Source organism: Gallibacterium salpingitidis (genome assembly GCF_030517105.1).
Classification (GTDB): domain Bacteria; phylum Pseudomonadota; class Gammaproteobacteria; order Enterobacterales; family Pasteurellaceae; genus Gallibacterium; species Gallibacterium salpingitidis.
In genome coordinates this window covers 2818858-2839612 of the sequence record NZ_CP103875.1, presented here as the reverse complement: position 1 = coordinate 2839612, position 20755 = coordinate 2818858, and the positions used below count along the sequence as shown (strand labels likewise).

Below are 20755 nucleotides of genomic sequence, written 5' to 3'. Positions count from 1 at the left end.
GACGCGTTTTCTTTTTTACTTCAACAACGCGTCGTTGCGGAGGTGCATTATAGTGATTTCAATTCACCTTGCAAGCACTTTTTTTCATTTTTTTTAATTTTTTTATTAACTGCTGTTTTTTACAACAAACTTGCATTTTCGATACATCACAAAAAATGCTAACCACACCAGCTATTGCATACTTGCATAGCTAGTGTGGTCATCTATTATCTTACTCTTTTGGTAAGCGTTTAATGGAAACTAGTAATCCACCCCAAATAATCACAAGGGCAATAACCATCATAACGATTGCAATTGTACTCATTCTGCTTCCTCCACAAATTTTTCTTCATTTTTCCATGGTAGATGGGTTAATAAGAATGCTACTACTACTAAAGAAATCGCCATTCCCCAACCAAATGTGTTCACAAACCAGTTTGGATAACCTTCATATCCTTCGCGGAATACTTTAGCGCCTTCACTAAAGAGCATAAATGCAAGGATACCTGTTGTGATAACAATACATAAGCGCCAAACAAAACCCACTTTGAAAGATGAAGTTTTATTAATATGGTTGCCTAACAACCCTAATTTTTCGTTAGATACAATGATAACCAATGAACAGAAGGCTACTGCTACGATACCAAAATAGTTAACAAATTTATCCATTACATCTAGCATCGGCAATCCCGTAGTCGTCCCAAATAATGAAACTGAAAGAATCATCATTGGAATACCAACAACAAAAGTTGAAGTAACACGACCTAATCTTAATTTATCTTGTACTGAAGCAATGATTACTTCGATAACCGAGATAAATGAAGTTAACGCTGCAAAAGTAAGTGAACCAAAGAATAACACCCCAAGTAAAGGACCAAATGGTGCATTATTAATAATTGTTGGGAAGGCAAAGAATGCTAAACCAATACCACCTTTTGCAACTTCATGAACTTGTTGGCCACTTGCCGCCGCCATAAAACCTAACGCAGCAAAAACACCGATACCTGCTAATAACTCAAAACTACTGTTTGCAAAACCTACTACCAAACCAGAGCCAGTTAGATCTGAATCTTTCTTCAAGTAAGAAGCATAAGTAATCATAATCCCAAAACAGATAGACAATGAGAAGAAGATTTGTCCATAAGCCGCAATCCACACACTTGGATCAGATAATTTCTCCCAGTCCGGTGTGAATAGTGCATCTAATCCTTTACTTGCACCTGGTAATAAAAGAGCTGAAATTACTAAGATAACAAACATTACCACCAATAAAGGCATCAAAATGCTTGATGATTTGGCAATCCCTTTTTGAACACCTAGTGCTAATACGCCTAAAGCAACCAACCATACGGCAATAAGTGGACCTACTACCATGCCAACGAATTCAAAACTTACGCCTTGCGCAATATCACCCATCTTTAAGAATTCACCAACAAAGAAATCTATTGGTTTATCTCCCCAAGCTCCATTGATGGAGAAATAGGTATATGATGCCGCCCAGCCTAATACCACCGCATAGTAAATACCGATAATCACATTAACCAATACTTGCCACCATCCAAAAATCTCAAAATTTTTGTGTAAACGTCTAAAGGCAAGTGGCGCAGCACCACGATGTCTATGCCCAATCGCATAATCCAAAAATAGCAATGGAATCCCCGCAGTTAATAACGCAATGATATATGGCACAATAAATGCACCACCACCATTCTCATATGCGGTATAAGGGAAACGCCAGATATTACCAAGTCCTACTGCAGAACCAATTGCAGCTAAAATAAAAGCACGACGACCTGAAAAAGTTTCCCGATTTGTTGTTTTGACATTATTACTCATTTAGCCCTCCTATATATTGGACTTTATCGTTATATTATTATGAAGTAACTTAATATAATTAAATAATCTCAATAGTCAACGCTATTTATTTGAAATAAAAAACAAAAAATCACAACAAGTTCACTTTTTCGCCAACAATAAAACTACTAATTTACCTCCTTTTCGGTAAGATCATCTCGAAAGTCATAAAAAATAGTTTTTCTCGCTATTTTTCAAGGAAAAAGTCAGTACAAAAAACGGGTTAAAAAATTTTTTATTGGAAGATAAAAAAATAGAGCTAGATTTCCTAGCTCTATTCTTATGATGCATGAATTTATATGATTAGTTTGCTTTTCTTTTTGCTCGCATACCAAGTAACAAAGTAATAGAAAAGGTAACTACGAAAGAAATCAACATACCAATGCAATATACAGCAATACTATCTGGTTTAATTGAGATAATTCCCGGTAAACCTGCTGCACCTAATGCTTGCGCTTTAGCATTAAAGAAGGCAATAAAAGCACTTGATACGCCTGAACCAATCATTGCGGCAATAAATGGATAGCGATATTTTAAATTCACTCCAAACATTGCTGGTTCAGTAATCCCTAATAAAGCACTGATGCCTGACGGTAATGCAATTCCGCGCACTTTGGCATCTTTAATTAAGAACATTACTCCCAAACAAGCCGCACCTTGTGCCACATTTGACATTGCTGCGATAGGGAAAATAAAGGTTCCGCCGGTATGTGCCATGTCTGCTAATAATTGTGTTTCGATAGCAATAAAAGTTTGGTGCATTCCTGTAATAACGATTGGAGCATAAAGTGCACCAAAAATAGCACCACCAATAAAACCTGTTGTATCGTATAACCAAGTTAAACCATCACCAATTAAGAAGCCTAGTTTGTGGGTAATTGGACCAACAAAGGTGAAAGTAAGAATACCTGTAATAAACAGCGCTAATAATGGTGTTAATAAGTTATCTAATACAGATGGAATCACCTTACGGAAGGTATTTTCTAGCTTCGCTAAAATCCAAGTTGCTGCTAAAACCGGTAAAACAGAACCTTGATACCCCACTTTTTCAATATGGAAGCCTAAAATATCCCAATAAGGAATATTGCCAGATAAGCTAGCAGCGCTAAATCCCCAACCATTTAATAAATCAGGGTGTACCATCAACATACCTAATGCTGCACCTAAGAATGGATTACCACCAAATTTTCTACTCGCTGAGAAAGCTAGCAAAATTGGCAAATAGACAAATGGTGCATTTGCAAAAGTATTAATCATTGCCGCCAAATCAGACAAATTAGGATAAGCATCAATCAAAGATTTTCCGTCAATAAACAGCCCTTGCGCAGTAAATACATTCGCTAACCCCATTAACAAACCACCAGCCACAATTGCAGGAATAATAGGAACGAAAATATCTGCCAATCCTTTTACTAATCGTTGTAAAAAATTCTGTTTCTCTGCACTTAAGTTGGCGATATCACTCTTGGTCATATCACCCAAACCTAAAATTTCTGTCATTGCTGCATGAACTTTATTTACGGTTCCTGCACCAAAAATAATCTGATATTGTCCTGCAACAGCAAATTGCCCTTTTACGCCCTCAATTTGCTCAATTGCCTCTTTATTCGCCTTGCTATCATCATTTAAAACTAAACGTAAACGTGTAGAACAATGTGCAACACCGCTAATGTTTTCTTTACCGCCCAACTTCTCAATGAGCTGTTTTGCAATTTGTGGAAAATCCATCTGTTTTCTCCTAGTAGGTGGTTAAGTTATCAACAGCGCGGATTATAGCTAAAACGTTTTAGTAAAATCTATTGGGATCACAAACAATATGTCAAATTTGTGATCCAGATAACATTTTTAAGCGAAAAAATCGAAATAGAATTGCTGAACTAAAACGGTTTAGCTAAAATTTTTGCAGTTACACAGCAAGAGGAATTTCGCAATGAATACAGTATGGGTTTTAGGTGATGCCGTTGTTGATTTACTGCCAGATGGAGAACATCGTTATTTACGTTGTCCTGGTGGAGCACCCGCTAATGTCGCAGTGGCAATTTCACGTCTTTCAGGAAAAAGTGCTTTTATTGGTCGTGTTGGTAATGATCCTTTAGGGAGATTTTTACGTCAAACTTTGCAACAAGAAGGTGTTGCAATTGATCATATGTATCTTGATCCAATACATCGTACTTCAACTGTTATCGTTGATTTAGATTTACATGGTGAACGCACTTTTACTTTTATGGTAAATCCAAGTGCTGATCAATTTTTGGAGATTGACGACTTACCTAAATTCGAGAAAAACCAATGGCTACATTTTTGTTCAATTGCTTTGATCAACCAACCTTCACGCACCACAGTACAACATGCAGTCACACAAATTAAGCAAGCTGGCGGTTTCGTTTCTTTTGATCCAAATTTACGTCCAAGTTTATGGCTGAATGAAAACGTTATGATTGAAGAAGTCAATAAAATGGTGGCGATGGCAGACGTGATAAAATTTTCTGAAGAAGAAATCTGCTTACTAAGCCATAATCCAGATCTGGAACAAGCGATTATTCAAACACGACAACAGTATCCAGACAAATTAATTTTGGTGACACTAGGTGCTGATGGCGCGCTTTATTTCTATCAACAAATCAGTGGCAAGATTGCTGGTAATAAAGTCAATGTAGTTGATACTACTGGTGCAGGCGATGCTTTTGTTGGCGGTATGTTGCAAGGATTAGCACAACACCCTCACTGGCAACAGGAAACTGTGTTAGCGCAATCTATTCAACAAGCGAATCTTTGCGGTGGCTTAGCTACTACCGCTAAAGGGGCAATGTCTGCATTACCAACTCGCCAACAAGTAGCACAATTAACCCAATAAATATAATTAGGAGGCAAGATGATAGTTTTTAATCAAGGAAAATATCGTAGCTTATATACCGCTCAGCCAAATGAATTAGCCACTCTCGCTGCACAAGTAGCCAGTGATTGTCATCATCGCCCAGCCTATCATCTTGCCCCATCAACAGGGCTACTCAACGATCCGAACGGGCTAATTTTTGATGGCAGCCACTACCATATTTTTTATCAATGGTACCCTTTTGGCCCGTTACATGGTATGAAACACTGGCGCCATTATCGCACGCAAGATTTTTGTCATTTTGAGCAAGCAGATGCGCTTATCCCTGATGAGCTATTTGAATCTCATGGCTGCTACTCTGGTGGTGCCATTAATTATCAGGATAAGATTGTTGTTTTTTACACCGGTAATACTCGTCGTTCTGAAGATAATCAACGTATTCCTTTCCAAAATATTGCTATTTTTGATCGAGATGGACATTTATTAGAAAAACGCCCATTACTAAACCAAGCACCTAATGGTTATACCGAGCATTGTCGTGATCCTAAGCCATTCGTTACTGCTGATGGCAAAATTCGTTTTGTATTAGGAGCACAACGAGAAGATCTTTCAGGTACTGCATTGTTATTTGAAATGGCAAATTTACAAGACCAACCACATTTATTAGGTGAGCTCACCTTAACACCTTTTGCTAATCAAGGCATTTTTATGTGGGAATGCCCAGATTTAGGAAAATTAGGCAGTAAAGATCTCTTTATTTGGTCGCCACAAGGTAAAAAACAAGAAACAACACAATTTCAAAATAACTATCATGCGACTTATGCCATCGGTCAATTAGAGAATTTAACTTTCCATATAGAACAGTTTGCTGAACTCGATCAAGGTTTCGATTTTTATGCTCCACAAAGTTTTGCTGGCCTTGCTACTCAAGAGAGTAAAATGCTTTTTGCTTGGTGTGGTTTGCCTGATTTACAATATCCAACTGATCGCTATCAGTGGCATTCTATGCTGACCTTACCAAGAAAACTTTGGTTACAGAACAATCAATTGTACCAACGTCCGATTGAGCAAGTTTATCAACAAATTGAAAATATGACGGAATACCACGTTATCGATCAAAGTAATATTGAAGGTTTGGCACAAAGCTATCTACATATCAAAATTAATCAACAACCATTTAAAATGCAGCTATTTAGCAACGAATTACAACAGCATTTGACATTGAGTTATCAAAATGGCTGTTTTTGCTTAGATCGTTCTGCGACAGAACAAACAGAGTCGATGCGTAAATTTGGTGAACAACGTTATTGTCAAATTGACAATTTACAAGAAATCGAACTCTTTATTGATCACTCTATTATAGAAATTTTCTTTAATCGAGGCGAAAAAGCGATGACATCACGCTTTTTTATTGAAAATAAACAAAATACAATCGTAGTTGAGCAACCAATTACAATCACGATTGGTCAAATACAACCGATCCAATTCAGCAAGGATGAATTATGAATACGAATGCTAAACGCCTGACTATTGCCGATATTGCAGAATTAACAGGCGTTTCTAAGACAACTGTCAGTATGGTGTTAAATGGACGTGGCAATAATTTCCGCATAAAACCGGAAACGCAAGAAAAGATTCTTGCCATTGCTAAGCAATACCATTACAAAGCAAACAGTGTCGCCAGAGCATTACAATCACAACGCAGCAATACCATTGGTTTAGTAATTCCTGATTTTTCAAATTTAGGGTTTGCTGCGACCACTAAAACCTTAGAAAGATTATGTCGAGATAACGGTTTACAGCTTATTATTGCTTGTTCCGATGAGTTGCTAAAACAAGAAGCGATTGCAATTGAACGTTTGTTAGATCGACAAATCGATCTTTTGATTACCACCCCAATCAAAGATGATGCCGAATACTATCGCAATTTAAATATTAATGTACCAGTCATCCAACTTGACCGTTGCACCAAAAACAGTAAAACACCTTATATTGTTACTGATGATGAAAGCGCAGTAATAGAATTAATCTATACTTTATGCCAACGTCATCAACTAACAGAATTTTATTATCTTGGTGGTCAAGCCGAGTTACGCCCAAGTACCGCACGTTTAGCAGGCTTTAAACAAGGTCTGCAAAAAGCCAACCTTGCTTTACAAGCAGATTGGATTATCCAAACTTCATATTATGCAGATAGCGCCTATTTAGCATTTGAACAGCTATATCAACGACTAGGACGTTTACCAGAAGCTTTATTTACAGGATCTTATGCCTTATTAGAAGGGGTGTTACGTTTTCTAAATGATCATCATTTATTAGATCATTTGACGGAAGGCAAAATGCGTCTATCTACTTTTGATGATTATGAATTGCTTAATTGTCTGCCATTCAAAATTAACTCAATACAGCAAGATCATCAAAAAATTGCCCAACAGCTATTTCTTATGCTGCAAGCGATCTTACAAAATGAGGAAGTGCAAAACCAAATTATTCCTGCTCGAATTATTTGGCGTAGTTAGAGAAATAAGCCTTTATAGCGTGCTATAAAGGCTTATCATCATTAGCGAATTTGTTCTTCAATAATCCCGCCACCTAAACAAACTTCTTCTAAATAGAAAACGGCAGATTGTCCCGGTGTTACCGCCATTTGTGGTTCATCAAAACGTACTTCAATTGTTTCATCATTCAGTGGAATAATCTCACAAGGTACATCTTGCTGACGATAGCGAGTTTTTACTGTACAACGTAATCTTTGCGTTAATGGCTGACGATTTACCCAATGTAATTGGCTGGCAATTAATCCTTTTGAAAATAAACGAGGATGATCATGCCCTTGTGCCACAATTAATTCATTGTGTTCTAAATCTTTATCTACGACATACCACGCCTCATCGCCAGCATTCTTTAAGCCGCCAATACGTAAGCCTTTACGTTGCCCTAGTGTGTGATACATCAATCCATCATGGCGCCCAATAACCTCACCATCTACGGTGCGGATATCTCCTGGTTGTGCAGGCAAATAACGTGCTAAGAAATCTTTGAATTTACGCTCACCAATAAAACAAATACCAGTAGAATCTTTTTTCTTCGCTGTCGCTAAACCCAATTCTTCAGCAATTTGGCGTACTACCGGTTTTTCCAATTCTCCTACTGGGAATAAGCTCTGTCCTACTTGTTTATTACTTAATGTATAAAGAAAGTAACTTTGATCTTTATTACCATCTAAGCCACGCAACAATTGCGCATTATTATCTTCACCACGACGACGAACATAATGCCCTGTCGCAATATAATCAGCCCCTAAATCTTCTGCTGCATATTCTAAAAAGGCTTTAAACTTAATCTCTTTATTACACAAAATATCTGGGTTTGGTGTGCGACCCGCTTTATATTCTTGTAAGAAATGTTCAAAAACATTATCCCAATATTCAGCCGCAAAATTGATTTTATGTAGATGAATACCTAAACGATCGCACACTGCTTGTGCATCGGCTAAGTCTGCTGCTGCTGAACAATATTCAGTTCCATCGTCTTCTTCCCAATTCTTCATAAACAGCCCTTCTACCTGATAACCTTGCTGTTGCAAAATATAGGCTGATACAGAAGAATCGACACCACCTGACATCCCTACAATCACTTTTTTCTGTTGATTTTCAGCAAATTGTTCAGGAGTAACAACGATTAAACTGGTGAATGTTTTTGAAATTAATGTCATTTTTCTTCCTTTGTTTTTAATTTATGTTTTTAGATGGCATTTTGTATAACTGATTGATTAGGATAATACCACCTATAATAAAGAATGAATCAATAAAGCAATTCGGCATTGGTTCTTCCTGTAAAAGGAACGCTGCTCTTCCATTTTTTATTCCATATTTTTAATATCACTCACTTTATTGCCGTTCTTATCTATATAGTACCAATCATCACTCTGGCAATAATGGTATTCTCCTTTTGAGTTGGGAACTTCTTTCACTACTCCAGATTCCGTTACTTTGGCTTTACCTGCATTAAAAGGTAAGGCACAAGTAAATCGCGGTTTAATCACTAATTCTCCTTTAGCATTAACATAACCAATACGTCCTTGCTGATCCACAACACGTGACATACCTTCCACTAAATAATCATCGCCATTATCAAACTGATAAGCTCGATACTGTTCTTTAGTAGTACAACTCAATACAAAAAGGATAAATATTAGAGAAGTGTGTAATTTTAATCTCATAAAATTAGGTTTAGCTTTGAGGTACATCTTAGCGACATACCTCAAATTAGCCATTTTATAGAATACGTCCCGCTTCTTGTAATTTTGCTTGACGTTCAGCTTCTTTCGCCATCTTGGCTTTACGTTTATCGCATGGTTCTGGGCAATCACAAACTTTTTCTAACCCTAAAGAAGAAATACCACCGCAGCTACCGCTGATAGTTCTACGCTTAATGATATAGCCAATTGCCATCGCAAAAATCACTACTACAAAAAATCCGAAGGTTACTAAAAATAATTTCATCACTTACTTCCTTCTTTCTTAGTGTCCATCAACTTAGCAAAAGCCTTAGACATCTTCGTTTCAAACCCCTTATCCGTTTTGATAATCAGATAAATCGCAAGATTCTCTTTTTCGGCTACAGCTAATGCTTTCTCTGCACCTAATACAAATAACCCGGTTGCATAACCATCTGCCAACATACAACTTGGATCGATTACAGTAATCGAAGCCAGGTTATGCTGTAATGGGTAACCTGTTTTAGGATCAATTTCATGAGAAAAGCGTTTACCATTCTCTTCAAAATAATTGCGATAATCCCCTGAAGTTGCCATTGATAAATTACTTAAACCAATAATTTGTTCTACTGCACGAGAACCATCGAACTCTGGTTTTTCAATCGCAATTTGCCATGGTTGACCTTTCTCATTCACACCTTTGGTATGAATTTCCCCACCAATTTCTACGAGGTAATCCGTCACACCAATACTTTCTAAATAACTAGCAACTTTATCAACCCCAAAACCTTTTGCAATAGAAGAGAGATCAACATAAAGTTCTGGGATCTTTTTGATTAAGGCTGGCTTACCTTCTGCCTCAGTTACGACTAAATGATCAATACCTGTCCATGCTTTACGAGTTTCAATCTCTTCGGCACTCGGTTCTTTATCCGTACGTTTTTCAGGTCCAAATCCCCATAGATTCACTAATGGACCAACCGTAACATCTAACGCACCTTCTGTCTTCTGATTTAAAGCTATCGCCGCTTGTACGACTTTGGCAAAATCTGCAGACACTGGGAATGCTTTATTAATTTCTTTACTTTGATTAAAACGACTTAATTCAGAATCCTGTTGATAAGTGGACATCTGATTATTCACTTCTTTCAGTGCTTCATCAATTTTTTGATGTGCCATTTCAGGACCAGTCTTAATACCATTATCAAGATATTTGATATGGTATGTCGTGCCCATTGTTTTCCCTGAAAGGGTAACAATCTCCGTTTGCTTACCACAAGCTACAAGAAAAAAGGCTAGTCCTACAAGGACCAGCCAATGAGTTAGTTTTTTTAATAACATAATTAATAAATATTTTATTTATCAACCACCGAAATCATCTAACAAGATGTTTTCGTCTTCTACACCAAGATCCTTCAGCATCTTAATTACTGCTGCATTCATCACTGGAGGTCCACACATATAGTATTCACAATCTTCTGGTGCTTCATGATTTTTCAGATAGTTTTCATAAAGAACATTGTGAATAAAGCCTGTATAACCAGTCCAGTTATCTTCTGGTAAAGGATCTGATAACGCTACATGCCATACGAAGTTATCATTCTCACGTTGTAACATATCGAAATCTTCTACATAGAACATTTCACGTTTAGAACGTGCACCATACCAGAAAGAGATCTTACGTTTAGAGTGTAAGCGTTTTAATTGGTCAAAGATATGTGAACGCATTGGCGCCATACCTGCACCACCACCGATAAATACCATTTCTGCATCAGTATCTTTCGCAAAGAATTCACCAAATGGACCAGAAATTGTTACTTTATCACCTGGTTTTAATGACCAAATGTAAGATGACATTTGTCCAGGTGGTACATCTGGGTTTCTTGGCGGTGGAGTTGCAATACGCACGTTCAACATAATAATCCCTTTTTCTTCAGGATATGAAGCCATTGAATACGCACGAGTAATATGCTCATCAACTTTAGAAACATAACGGAATAAATTGAATTTTTTCCAATCATCTTGATACTCTTCAGGAATATCAAAATCGCTATATTTTACTGTATGAGGATCAGCTTCAATTTGAATATAACCACCAGCGCGGAACGGTACTTCTTCACCTTCTGGAATTGCTAATTTCAACTCTTTAATAAAGGTTGCTTTGTTATCATTAGAGATAACAGTACATTGCCATTTTTTCACCCCAAAAATTTCTTCTGGTAATTCAATATCCATACTATTTTTGACGTTAACTTGGCAAGATAGACGATAACCTTCTGCCGCTTCTCTTTTATTGATGTGTGACAACTCTGTAGGAAGAATATCACCACCACCGCTTTTAACTTTTACGCGGCATTGACCACATGAGCCACCGCCACCGCAAGCAGATGAAACGAAAATACCTTGACTTGCTAATGCACCTAGTAATTTTCCACCTGCTGGCAATGTGATTGCTTTTGCAGGATCATTATTAATACTAATGGTGATATCACCAGAATTAACTAGCTTTGATTTAGCAAACAGGATTAATACCGCCAATACTAAAATAATGACGGTAAACATCGCTATTCCTAATGTAATTTCCATGCTTTATCCCCTTTTACAACTGGATGCCTGAGAAAGACATGAAACCAAGAGCCATCAAGCCAACAGAAATAAAGGTAATTCCTAAGCCTTTTAACCCTTTTGGTACATCTGAATATTTCATCTTCTCAGTGATACCTGCTAACGCAACGATAGCAAACATCCAACCTAAACCTGCGCCAACACCATACACAACAGACTCACCAAAAGTATAGTCACGTTGTACCATGAAAGATACGCCCCCGAAAATCGCACAGTTTACTGTGATTAACGGTAAGAAGATCCCTAATGCGTTATAGAGCGCTGGGAAGAATTTATCTAACACCATTTCCAAGATTTGCACTAATGCTGCGATTACACCGATAAAAGTGATGAAGTTTAAGAAACTTAAATCAACGCCATCAACTAATGCACCATCTCGTAAAATAAGGTTATAAACTACGTTATTAACAGGAACAGAGATACCTAATACCACTGTTACTGCCACACCAAGTCCAAACGCTGTAGATACTTTTTTAGACACCGCTAAAAAGGTACACATTCCCAAGAAGAAGGAAAGCGCCATATTTTCAATAAATATGGATTTTACAAATAAACTAATATAGTGTTCCATGGTATTAATCCTTCTCTACTTGTTCTGGTTTCCAAGTTCTGAGACCCCAGATGATGAAACCGATAATAAAGAATGCACTTGGTGCTAATAAGAATAAACCATTGGTTTGATACCAACCGCCATCTTGAATAGTTTGGAAAACTGTTACACCAAATAATTTACCTGAACCGATTAATTCACGAATAAATGCCACAACAATTAACATTGCACCATATCCTAAACCGTTACCAATACCATCAAGGAAACTATCAATTGGATTTTCCTTCATCGCAAAGGCTTCAGCACGTCCCATTACGATACAGTTAGTAATAATCAAACCAACGAATACCGATAATTGTTTAGAAATGTTGTAAGCATAAGCTCGCAAAATTTGGTCAACAAGGATAACTAATGACGCAATAATTGCCATTTGCACAATAATACGAATACTGTTCGGAATGTAATTACGAATACAAGAAATAAAGAAACTTGAAAACGCAGTTACTAAACTCACAGAAATTCCCATTACAATCGCAGTTTCAAGCTTAGTTGTTACCGCTAATGCTGAGCAGATCCCAAGAATTTGTAAGGCAATTGGGTTGTTATTAATTACTGGGTTAAGCAATAACCCTTTTTTACTTTGTTTCTCAGCCATTGTTTAATACCCCTTCTTTAAGTTTAGCTAAGAAAGGACCAAAGCCTTTCGGGCCAAACCAGAATTTGAATGTATTGTTTACACCATTGCTGGTCAAAGTTGCTCCTGATAATGCATCAATACCATGTGCTTTATCAGATGAACCACCTTTACTTACATGTAATGCAACTTGGTTTTGTTCATTGAAAATTGTTTTTCCAACGAAAGTTGATTGCCATTTAGGGTTTTCAATCTCACCCCCTAATCCCGGAGTTTCTCCTTGATCGTAGTAAGTAATACCATCAATTGTGTTGCCATCTGGCTGTACTGCAATAAAGCCGTACATTACAGACCAAAGTCCAGTACCATAAACTGGTAATACAACTTGCTTAATTTTACCGTCATCACCTTTTACAAGATAAACTTCAGCATAATTAGCACGACGACCAATTTTCGCAATATCGTCTTCACCTAATGCAATACTTGTTGCTGGATCTTTTGCAGCCTTAGCTGCATCAAAGTTCGCTTTATTAGCAACAAAATCACCACTATTTAAATCCACTAAACGTGGTTCAATATACTTATTAAATGAATCTGTTACATTGCTACCAGCTTTTAATAAACCTGCCACACTAAGAATATTTTTTTGTTTATCTAACAATTTTTGTTCTTGTTGACGTGGTTTTAACGATACCGCAGAACCCGCTACGATAACTGAGCACACTAAACTTACCAACACGACAACAACCAGTGTGCCGATAACACTATCTTTCTTAAACATTACGCGCTCTCCTACGTTTGATATTCGCTTGAACAACAATGTAATCGAACAATGGTGCAAATAAGTTAGCGAATAAAATAGCTAACATCATACCTTCTGGATAAGCTGGGTTTACAACACGAATTAATACACACATTACGCCGATTAATGCGCCATACCACCATTTTCCTTTATTGGTAAATGAAGCTGAAACTGGGTCAGTTGCCATAAACAACATCCCTAAAGCGAAACCACCTAATACTAAGTGCCAGTACCAAGGCATTGAGAACATTGGGTTAGTCGCTGAACCAATTAAATTGAATAGTGAAGAAGTTGCGATCATACCGATCATTACCCCAGCGATAATGCGCCAAGAAGCAATACGTGCGAATACGATAACCGCTGCACCGATTAATAGTGCTAATGTTGAAACTTCACCAATAGATCCTGGAATATTTCCTAGGAAAGCATCCATCCATTGAATTGGTTGACCAGTAGTAACTTGTTTTAACGCACCTTCACCACCAGCTGCCCATTGAGAAAGCGCTGTTGCTCCAGAGAAGCCATCCGCTGCCACCCAAACTGAGTCACCTGAAATTTGTGCCGGATAAGCGAAGAATAAGAACGCACGACCCGCTAATGCAGGGTTCATAAAGTTTTTACCTACACCACCAAAAACTTCTTTCGCAACTACAACACCAAAGGTTGTTGCTAATGCTGCTTGCCATAACGGTAAAGTTGGCGGAACAATTAGTGCTAACAAAATAGAAGTAACAAAGAAACCTTCATTAATTTCATGTTTACGCACAGTCGCAAATAAAACTTCCCAGAAACCACCTACAATAAACACAGTAATGTAAATTGGTAGGAAGAAAATCGCACCTAACGCCATTTTTGCTAATACACCTGCATCAGGTGAAACTAGCCCCAACGCATTAGCCAACGCAAAATGCCAATCATGTGCCACATTTTGTGCAAGATTTTGTGCAAAATCACCAATGCTCAACGCTAAGATTGATTGTGCACCTACGTTAAACATTCCATAGAACATTGCTGGGAATAATGCCAACCACACTAACACCATCATACGTTTAGAATCTAACGCATCACGGACATGAGAAGCCTTCCCCGTTACTGTACCTGGTGTATATAAGAATGTCGCCGTTGCTTCATATAAGGCGTACCATTTTTCATATTTACCACCCGGTAAAAATGCAGGTTCCATTTTCTCTAAAAGATGTTTTAAACCCATTTTTAACCTTCCTTCTCGATCTTATCTAAGGCTGCACGCAGCATTGGACCGTATTCGTTTTTACCCGGACAAACAAAGGTACAAAGCGCTAAATCTTCTTCATCCAGCTCTAAACAACCTAATGCTTGGGCGCTGTCTGTATCGCCTGCACTTAAATCACGTAGTAATAATGTCGGGATAATATCTAATGGCATCACACGTTCATAGTTACCAATTGGTACCATTGCACGATGACCACCATTTACTGCAGAAGTAAAGTTAAAGAGTTTCTTACCGAAATGCCCTAATACAGTACGTGTAATAGAGAATTTATTTGCACCTGGTGAAATCCAGCCTAAGAATTCTTTATCACGACCTTCTGCGATCACAGAAACTTGTTGGTGATAACGGCCTAAATAAGCCACTGGACCTTTTGCAATCGCACCGTTTAATACGGAACCAGAAATCACACGATTTTCACCTTCTGCTAACTCACCTGCGGTTAATTGTTCAAGATTTGCCCCTAAGCGAGTACGGATAAGACGAGGATTTTTAACTTGTGGACCAGCTAAAGAAATAACACGTTCTACTGATAATTCACCAGTGGTAAACAATTTACCAATTGCGATCACATCTTGGTAATTGATATACCAAACAAATTTGTTAATGCTTACTGGATCTAAAAAATGAATGTGAGTACCACTCAAACCTGCTGGATGAGGGCCTGAGAACTCTTCAACGCGTACGTTTGCGGCATTTACGCTTGGTACGTTTGCGCCAGCTGCTTTACACACAAAAAGTGTTCCTTCATGTAAACGGCTTAATACGGTTAAACCATGTTGAAACGCTTCTGCATTTTCTTTAATCACAACTGTAGGATCTGCCGCTAATGGATTGGTATCCATTGCATTGACAAAAATAGAGCTTGGTTTGCTATCTACTGCTGGGATTTTACTAAATGGACGAGTGCGGAACGCTGTCCACAAGCCAGACTCGATCAAGTTTTGTTTGACTTGCTCAGCGGTAAGAGTGGCTAATTGTTCAACGCTATACTTAGCAAAAGTAACTTCAGCATCACCTTCTAGCTTAATCACAACAGATTGTAAAACACGCTTAGCACCACGATTAATCGCAGTTACTGTTCCTGAGGCAGGTGCAGTAAAAACAACACCAGGATTCTTTTTATCTTCAAAAAGTACCTGACCTTTCTTCACCGCATCACCCTCACGCACCTTCATCGAAGGACGCATACCAACATATTCTTCGCCAAGTACGGCAACTTCAGAGATGGTAGCTCCATCGTGGATTACTTGTGCTGGCTTCCCAGCAATAGGAAGATCCAAGCCTTTTTTAATTGTAATCATATCGTTTGCACTACTTTTCGTTGGGTTAAACATAACGATCACTACAACTCATCATTGCAGTGATCTCTCGTTTGAGTAGTTTCCAGCGAATCATTAGTCTTAACGTTAGCTTTTTTGTTAGAGAACCCACAACTTCTCTTTGAAAAACAAGGCGATAATCTCTTCACAAATCGTTAAGTTAACGATTGCACTGTCCACTTAATTTTAAAACTCAAATCTGTACAAATCCTTGTTCAGGTTAAAAATATTAACCAAAACAATGAATTAAATAATTAATAATAATAATTACAAGGGGTGAACAAGGATATATAAAACGGTTTATTCTAACCAAAACCACCCCATTAATTCTAGTAAATGAACGTCGTTTTTGAAAAAAATGTGAAAAATTTGATATTTTTCAATAAAATTACCTAAAAATTCTCTCAGAAAATCAAACAAATACTACTTTAGAAGTATATTACTGACCATGCCCCATACAGTTAGGTGAAGCTGGAACTTCTTGTAAATTTTGCCATTCTTCTGGTGTATAGAGATGTAACGCTAATGCATGCACTCCAGCAGCTAACTGATCAGCAAGCAATTGATAAATTAAACGATGACGAGCAACCGCACGCATACCAACAAAACGTTCCGACGCCAAAATAACTTTAAAATGAGATTCAGCCCCTTTACCAGAACTGTGCATATGGCTTTCATTAATGATTTCTAGATGGAGTGGAGAAAATTCTTGTTGTAATAAGAGGGTAATTTGTTGCTGTTTATTCATAATTTCTTTTGACTAATGCTGTAATTTATATAAATATTCGCTATTTTATACGATGTATTAAAACTCTTAAACCTCACAATGAATAAATAGGAAAACTCATTATGTACAAGACATTAAAACGCTTATCTCTTGCCAGTGTTTTGCTTGCAAGCTTTGCACTTGCTGGCTGTCAAAATCAACCAAATACCATTACCTTCACTCCACCTGCTGCAGTAGGTCCATTTAATGCACAAAACCAAACTGCAAGCGTGAGTGTTGCTGCTCGTGATTTACGTGCCAATCAATCAATTTCACAATATGTGAATAATGGCCAACTTTATCCAATTTATGCACAACCTTCCGTTGCAGAACTATTCCAACAATCTTTACAACAAGATTTAAATAGTAAAGGCTTCCGAATTTTACCAGGAAATGCGCCAACCAATGTTACTGTCAATGTTAAACAATTCTATGCGAATGTGAACCAAGGTAACGTGCGTTACAAAGTAGATGCTTCTGTACAATTAACCATCCAAGTACAAAGCGCAAAAGGTGAATACAGTAAGAATATTGAAACTCGCCGTTCACAAGAAGGCGCTTTCAACGCGAAAACTGAAGAAATTCAAAAAGTGTTAGGTCAAGCATTTGATGATGCAGTGAAAGAACTCCATCAAGATCAAGAAGTATCAAACGCAATTCTTCGTTTATCTCATTAAGATAAAAATTCCCTCGTATCAACAACATACGAGGGAATTTCATTGTATATCAATTAGTTAAATTAGCCACGTAAGCTTTTCACTAATGCTACTGCTTCAGCAGTTAATTGCTCTACTTTCGCCCAATCGCCAGCTTCTACCGCATCACTAGGAATCATCCAAGAACCACCGATAGTTTTCACGCATTTTACCGCAAGATAACTTGCGACATTTTTCGGTGATACACCACCAGTTGGACAGAAACTTAATTGTGGTAATGCTGCTGAAATCGCTTTTAATGCTACAGCACCGCCATTAATTTCTGCGGGGAAGAATTTAAGATGATCATAACCAAGTTCTAATGCCTGCATCATTTCTGATGGTGTTGCTGTACCAGGAATTAAGGCGACATCGCTTGCAACTGCATGTTTTAATAACGCCGGTGTTGCTCCCGGAGAAATAACGAATTTTGCTCCTGCCGCTACTGCTTGATCAAATTGTTCTGCTGATAATACCGTACCAGCGCCTACTAACGCATCCGGCACTTCTTTGCTTAATAATTTAATTGCATCTAATGCTACTGAACTACGTAAGGTAATTTCAAAAACATTAATTCCGCCTGCTTGCAACGCTTTCGCCATTGGTAAAGCATCTTCCAATTTTTTAATTACCATCACGGGTACCACAGGTGAAGCGCTAAAAACTTCTGCTGGCTGTAACTTCCACTTCATGATCATTTCCTTTTATCTATGATTAACTAAACACAAAACGGCTTTAACGTTAGCATAAGAAATTCAAATTTAATATAGGAAATACAGATTTTTTCCACTGAGATCAAAAAAAGCCTAGTTCACACTCCATTTAAAGTATTTCCTACTAATAACGTTTTTATTTTACATTTTATCAACTAGCTAAAAGAGCCACTCTTCCTTGCTATTAAAGTGATTAACACTCTTTTTTCTCTTTTATTTTACAAATAAAAATTATTCTCAACTATTATTGCAATTGAGAATTACTTCTATTACACTCCGCGCATTTTTTAATCATTACTAATAAATTTTTTACCTTAGGAGCTATCTCAATGAAACATAAATTAACACTAATTTATCTTTCGCTTTTCGCCTCTATTCCGGTTGCTGCGCTTGCAGTAACTGAACAAACAGAAAAAGATCTGGATGAAATTACTGTCGCTACTGATGCTTTTGATTCCGGTTTACATCAAAACGGCTATCAAGTAACTGGAACCTCAATTATGTCAAAAGCTAATGTTCCTATTATTGATACGCCTACTACAGTAAACGTAGTTTCTAAACAATTATTACAAGATCGCCAGCCAACCGAATTAATTGATGCCCTTTCCAGCGTCAGCGGCGTAAGCCAAGCCAACACATTAGGTGGTATTTTTGATTCGATCCAAAAACGTGGCTTTGGCGGCAATCGCGACAATTCAATTATGCGCAATGGCTTACAAGCTGGACCATCACACAATTTTGGACCAACCACTGACACCGTTGAAGTGCTAAAAGGACCTGCATCTGTTTTATATGGTATTCAAGACCCCGGCGGAGTGATCAATGTCATTACCAAAAAACCGTTAAATCAACCACACTACACTTTAGGCACTACCGTTGGTACTCACAATATGTGGGGAACTCAAGTGGATTTAACTGGCCCGCTAGGCAATGGCTTTGCTTATCGTTTTATCTATGACAAAAACGAAAAAGATTACTGGCGCAATTTCGGTAACTTTAAAAACACCACTTATGCGCCATCTATCTCTTGGGAAGATAAAGACACCAAAGTTTTGGTTGCTTATGAACATTTAGATTACAAACAACCTTTTGATCGTGGTACAAACCTATTAACGAAAACAGGAGAATTACCGGATATTCCAATCACACGTCGTTTAGATGAACCTTATGATATTACCAGTGGTAAAACCGATAATTTCCAACTAAAAATCGAACGCCGTTTAAATGATCAATGGAAATTAAATCTAGCTTATAGTTATGCGCGCGCAATTTACGATTACGATCAAGCACGAATCACCAAAATTGATACTACTACTCGTAAAGCAACACGCAGCTTAGAAGCTATCCGTAATGCTGACCAACGTGTACATACCGGTTCGATCAATGCTGTTGGTGAATTTGCTATTGGCGATATTGCTAACCGCGTTGTTGTAGGTGTTGACGCTAGTCGTAACTATCGCAATTTAGAACGTTATCCAAAAGCAACGGTTAACAGTACACTCAATATTGATCACCCTGTTTATACTAATCCGGCAATTGCTTTCACTCCGGCAAGCAATACTAATCAAACCAATAATGTCAAAACAGTAGGAGTTTATTTACAAGATACTGCTTATTTAACCGACAAATTGATCGTAACTGGTGGTATTCGCTATGAGTATTTCGATCAACTTGCTGGGCGCGGTTTACCGTTTAAAGTAAATACCGATCAACATGATGGCAAATTGCTTTATCAATTAGGTTCTGTGTATAAATTCACACCTCACTGGACAAGCTATGCCAATTACGCAGAATCATTCCGTCCACAAATGAGTATCGCTGCTTCAGTTAATCCAAATCTAGTACCTGAAGAAGGAAAATCATTTGAAGTAGGTACGAAATATGAAAACGACGCTTTAAGTGCCACCTTAGCCCTCTTTAATATCGACAAAAAGAATGTCGGTGAAACAGTCGATAACGCCTTAGTGATTGTGGGTAAACAACGTTCACGTGGCGTGGAATTAGATATTGATGGCCAATTAACTGATAAATTAAGTATGTCATTAAGCTACACCTATACTCATGCCAAAACCGTTCATAATGACACCTATCCGTTGGCTGAAAACCGTCAAATTTCCGGTGTACCAGAACATCAAGCGGCGCTGTTCTTGGGCTATGATATTGGTAAATTTAGCTTTGGTGATATCCGTATCGGCGGTGGCGCACGCTATCTTGGCAGTTGGTACGCTTATACTAGCGACTATACTAAGGCGTATAAAATTCCTGGTGCAGTTGTCGCTGATGCCTTTATCAATTACTCCACCAAAATTTCAGGTAAAAAGGTAAGTTTCCAACTTAACGGTAAAAACTTATTTAATAAAACCTATTATCCATCTACTGCTGGGGATGCAACGGCTAATGTGATTCCAGTTGCTTTAGGCTATCAACGTGAAGTCTTCCTTAATGCAAAAATTGAATTTTAATTCTGATTACACTTATTGTTCATAAAGGGCAGATTTCTGCCCTTTTCACGTT

The 20755-nt window shown here is 37.7% G+C and carries 20 protein-coding genes; 5 read left to right on the top strand and 15 right to left on the bottom strand.

What is annotated here, in order from left to right:
• Positions 1-211: 211 nt before the first annotated feature.
• The 3 genes from NYR30_RS13640 to NYR30_RS13630 form a co-directional block, all read right to left on the bottom strand.
• The gene (locus NYR30_RS13640; RefSeq protein ID WP_082966195.1) at positions 212-304 is read right to left on the bottom strand and encodes a methionine/alanine import family NSS transporter small subunit; all 93 of its coding nucleotides are present in this window, start codon (positions 302-304) and stop codon (positions 212-214) included.
• A complete protein-coding gene (locus NYR30_RS13635; protein ID WP_066111674.1) occupies positions 301-1815 on the bottom strand; it encodes a sodium-dependent transporter in 1515 nt (504 codons plus the stop codon). Before NYR30_RS13635 ends, NYR30_RS13640 begins: the two co-directional genes overlap by 4 nt.
• A 321-nt stretch (positions 1816-2136) precedes the next feature.
• Positions 2137-3561, bottom strand: coding sequence for a sucrose-specific PTS transporter subunit IIBC (locus tag NYR30_RS13630; RefSeq protein ID WP_066111676.1), 1425 nt, complete (start codon positions 3559-3561; stop codon positions 2137-2139).
• A gap of 202 nt (positions 3562-3763) precedes the next feature.
• On the opposite strand from NYR30_RS13630, the gene cscK reads away from it, so the two are divergent.
• From cscK to NYR30_RS13615, 3 genes are read left to right on the top strand one after another with little or no spacing between them, the layout of a single operon-like run.
• A complete protein-coding gene (gene cscK, locus NYR30_RS13625) occupies positions 3764-4687 on the top strand; it encodes a fructokinase (protein ID WP_066111678.1) in 924 nt (307 codons plus the stop codon).
• 18 nt (positions 4688-4705) lie between these two features.
• On the top strand, positions 4706-6172 hold the full coding sequence (locus tag NYR30_RS13620; protein WP_302501376.1) for a glycoside hydrolase family 32 protein: 1467 nt from the start codon (positions 4706-4708) through the stop codon (positions 6170-6172).
• Entirely contained in the window at positions 6169-7185 is a 1017-nt protein-coding gene (locus tag NYR30_RS13615) for a LacI family DNA-binding transcriptional regulator (protein ID WP_066111683.1), read from the top strand. The genes NYR30_RS13620 and NYR30_RS13615 overlap by 4 nt, the downstream gene beginning before the upstream one ends.
• 41 nt (positions 7186-7226) lie before the next feature.
• Here NYR30_RS13615 and mnmA read toward each other — a convergent pair whose 3' ends face one another.
• The 11 genes from mnmA to NYR30_RS13560 all read right to left on the bottom strand — a co-directional run bounded on the left by mnmA (position 7227) and on the right by NYR30_RS13560 (position 16815).
• On the bottom strand, positions 7227-8381 hold the full coding sequence (gene mnmA, locus NYR30_RS13610) for a tRNA 2-thiouridine(34) synthase MnmA (RefSeq protein ID WP_066111685.1): 1155 nt from the start codon (positions 8379-8381) through the stop codon (positions 7227-7229).
• A 147-nt stretch (positions 8382-8528) separates the two neighbouring features.
• Positions 8529-8888: a WG repeat-containing protein gene (locus NYR30_RS13605; RefSeq protein WP_066111759.1), complete on the bottom strand. Its 360-nt coding sequence runs from the start codon at positions 8886-8888 to the stop codon at positions 8529-8531.
• A 55-nt stretch (positions 8889-8943) separates the two neighbouring features.
• The gene (nqrM, locus tag NYR30_RS13600; RefSeq protein ID WP_066107747.1) at positions 8944-9171 is read right to left on the bottom strand and encodes a (Na+)-NQR maturation NqrM; all 228 of its coding nucleotides are present in this window, start codon (positions 9169-9171) and stop codon (positions 8944-8946) included.
• The gene (locus NYR30_RS13595) at positions 9171-10226 is read right to left on the bottom strand and encodes an FAD:protein FMN transferase (protein ID WP_066111687.1); all 1056 of its coding nucleotides are present in this window, start codon (positions 10224-10226) and stop codon (positions 9171-9173) included. Before NYR30_RS13595 ends, nqrM begins: the two co-directional genes overlap by 1 nt.
• A 21-nt stretch (positions 10227-10247) precedes the next feature.
• A complete protein-coding gene (nqrF, locus tag NYR30_RS13590; RefSeq protein WP_066111689.1) occupies positions 10248-11471 on the bottom strand; it encodes an NADH:ubiquinone reductase (Na(+)-transporting) subunit F in 1224 nt (407 codons plus the stop codon).
• Positions 11472-11484: 13 nt separating this feature from the next.
• Complete coding sequence (gene nqrE, locus NYR30_RS13585) at positions 11485-12081, bottom strand: NADH:ubiquinone reductase (Na(+)-transporting) subunit E (RefSeq protein ID WP_066107756.1); 597 nt, start codon at positions 12079-12081, stop codon at positions 11485-11487.
• A 4-nt stretch (positions 12082-12085) separates the two neighbouring features.
• Positions 12086-12715, bottom strand: a complete 630-nt coding sequence (locus tag NYR30_RS13580; protein WP_066107759.1) for an NADH:ubiquinone reductase (Na(+)-transporting) subunit D — start codon at positions 12713-12715, stop codon at positions 12086-12088.
• Positions 12708-13475, bottom strand: a complete 768-nt coding sequence (locus tag NYR30_RS13575; RefSeq protein WP_066111690.1) for a Na(+)-translocating NADH-quinone reductase subunit C — start codon at positions 13473-13475, stop codon at positions 12708-12710. The genes NYR30_RS13580 and NYR30_RS13575 overlap by 8 nt, the downstream gene beginning before the upstream one ends.
• Positions 13468-14706, bottom strand: coding sequence for an NADH:ubiquinone reductase (Na(+)-transporting) subunit B (locus NYR30_RS13570; RefSeq protein ID WP_066111692.1), 1239 nt, complete (start codon positions 14704-14706; stop codon positions 13468-13470). The genes NYR30_RS13575 and NYR30_RS13570 overlap by 8 nt, the downstream gene beginning before the upstream one ends.
• 2 nt (positions 14707-14708) lie before the next feature.
• Positions 14709-16049: a Na(+)-translocating NADH-quinone reductase subunit A gene (locus NYR30_RS13565; RefSeq protein ID WP_066111761.1), complete on the bottom strand. Its 1341-nt coding sequence runs from the start codon at positions 16047-16049 to the stop codon at positions 14709-14711.
• Positions 16050-16506: 457 nt separating this feature from the next.
• Positions 16507-16815, bottom strand: a complete 309-nt coding sequence (locus NYR30_RS13560; RefSeq protein WP_066107768.1) for a BolA/IbaG family iron-sulfur metabolism protein — start codon at positions 16813-16815, stop codon at positions 16507-16509.
• 101 nt (positions 16816-16916) lie between these two features.
• Between NYR30_RS13560 and NYR30_RS13555 the strand changes: the two genes are divergently transcribed.
• The gene (locus NYR30_RS13555) at positions 16917-17510 is read left to right on the top strand and encodes a YajG family lipoprotein (RefSeq protein ID WP_066107771.1); all 594 of its coding nucleotides are present in this window, start codon (positions 16917-16919) and stop codon (positions 17508-17510) included.
• Positions 17511-17572: 62 nt separating this feature from the next.
• On the opposite strand, the gene NYR30_RS13550 is transcribed toward NYR30_RS13555, so the two are convergent.
• A complete protein-coding gene (locus NYR30_RS13550) occupies positions 17573-18220 on the bottom strand; it encodes a bifunctional 4-hydroxy-2-oxoglutarate aldolase/2-dehydro-3-deoxy-phosphogluconate aldolase (RefSeq protein ID WP_066111693.1) in 648 nt (215 codons plus the stop codon).
• 350 nt (positions 18221-18570) lie between these two features.
• On the opposite strand from NYR30_RS13550, the gene NYR30_RS13545 reads away from it, so the two are divergent.
• Positions 18571-20703: a TonB-dependent siderophore receptor gene (locus NYR30_RS13545; protein ID WP_066111695.1), complete on the top strand. Its 2133-nt coding sequence runs from the start codon at positions 18571-18573 to the stop codon at positions 20701-20703.
• Positions 20704-20755: the final 52 nt, after the last annotated feature.

Coding starts and splice junctions, on each gene's coding strand:
- cscK (WP_066111678.1), top strand. CDS start 3,764: ATGAATACAGTATGGGTTTTAGGTGATGCCGTTGTTGATTTACTGCCA.
- NYR30_RS13545 (WP_066111695.1), top strand. CDS start 18,571: ATGAAACATAAATTAACACTAATTTATCTTTCGCTTTTCGCCTCTATT.
- NYR30_RS13565 (WP_066111761.1), bottom strand. CDS start 16,049: ATGATTACAATTAAAAAAGGCTTGGATCTTCCTATTGCTGGGAAGCCA.
- NYR30_RS13580 (WP_066107759.1), bottom strand. CDS start 12,715: ATGGCTGAGAAACAAAGTAAAAAAGGGTTATTGCTTAACCCAGTAATT.
- nqrE (WP_066107756.1), bottom strand. CDS start 12,081: ATGGAACACTATATTAGTTTATTTGTAAAATCCATATTTATTGAAAAT.
- mnmA (WP_066111685.1), bottom strand. CDS start 8,381: ATGACATTAATTTCAAAAACATTCACCAGTTTAATCGTTGTTACTCCT.
- NYR30_RS13550 (WP_066111693.1), bottom strand. CDS start 18,220: ATGAAGTGGAAGTTACAGCCAGCAGAAGTTTTTAGCGCTTCACCTGTG.
- NYR30_RS13630 (WP_066111676.1), bottom strand. CDS start 3,561: ATGGATTTTCCACAAATTGCAAAACAGCTCATTGAGAAGTTGGGCGGT.
- NYR30_RS13575 (WP_066111690.1), bottom strand. CDS start 13,475: ATGTTTAAGAAAGATAGTGTTATCGGCACACTGGTTGTTGTCGTGTTG.
- NYR30_RS13570 (WP_066111692.1), bottom strand. CDS start 14,706: ATGGGTTTAAAACATCTTTTAGAGAAAATGGAACCTGCATTTTTACCG.
- nqrF (WP_066111689.1), bottom strand. CDS start 11,471: ATGGAAATTACATTAGGAATAGCGATGTTTACCGTCATTATTTTAGTA.
- NYR30_RS13560 (WP_066107768.1), bottom strand. CDS start 16,815: ATGAATAAACAGCAACAAATTACCCTCTTATTACAACAAGAATTTTCT.
- NYR30_RS13555 (WP_066107771.1), top strand. CDS start 16,917: ATGTACAAGACATTAAAACGCTTATCTCTTGCCAGTGTTTTGCTTGCA.
- NYR30_RS13615 (WP_066111683.1), top strand. CDS start 6,169: ATGAATACGAATGCTAAACGCCTGACTATTGCCGATATTGCAGAATTA.
- NYR30_RS13595 (WP_066111687.1), bottom strand. CDS start 10,226: ATGTTATTAAAAAAACTAACTCATTGGCTGGTCCTTGTAGGACTAGCC.
- NYR30_RS13620 (WP_302501376.1), top strand. CDS start 4,706: ATGATAGTTTTTAATCAAGGAAAATATCGTAGCTTATATACCGCTCAG.
- NYR30_RS13640 (WP_082966195.1), bottom strand. CDS start 304: ATGAGTACAATTGCAATCGTTATGATGGTTATTGCCCTTGTGATTATT.
- nqrM (WP_066107747.1), bottom strand. CDS start 9,171: ATGAAATTATTTTTAGTAACCTTCGGATTTTTTGTAGTAGTGATTTTT.
- NYR30_RS13635 (WP_066111674.1), bottom strand. CDS start 1,815: ATGAGTAATAATGTCAAAACAACAAATCGGGAAACTTTTTCAGGTCGT.
- NYR30_RS13605 (WP_066111759.1), bottom strand. CDS start 8,888: ATGAGATTAAAATTACACACTTCTCTAATATTTATCCTTTTTGTATTG.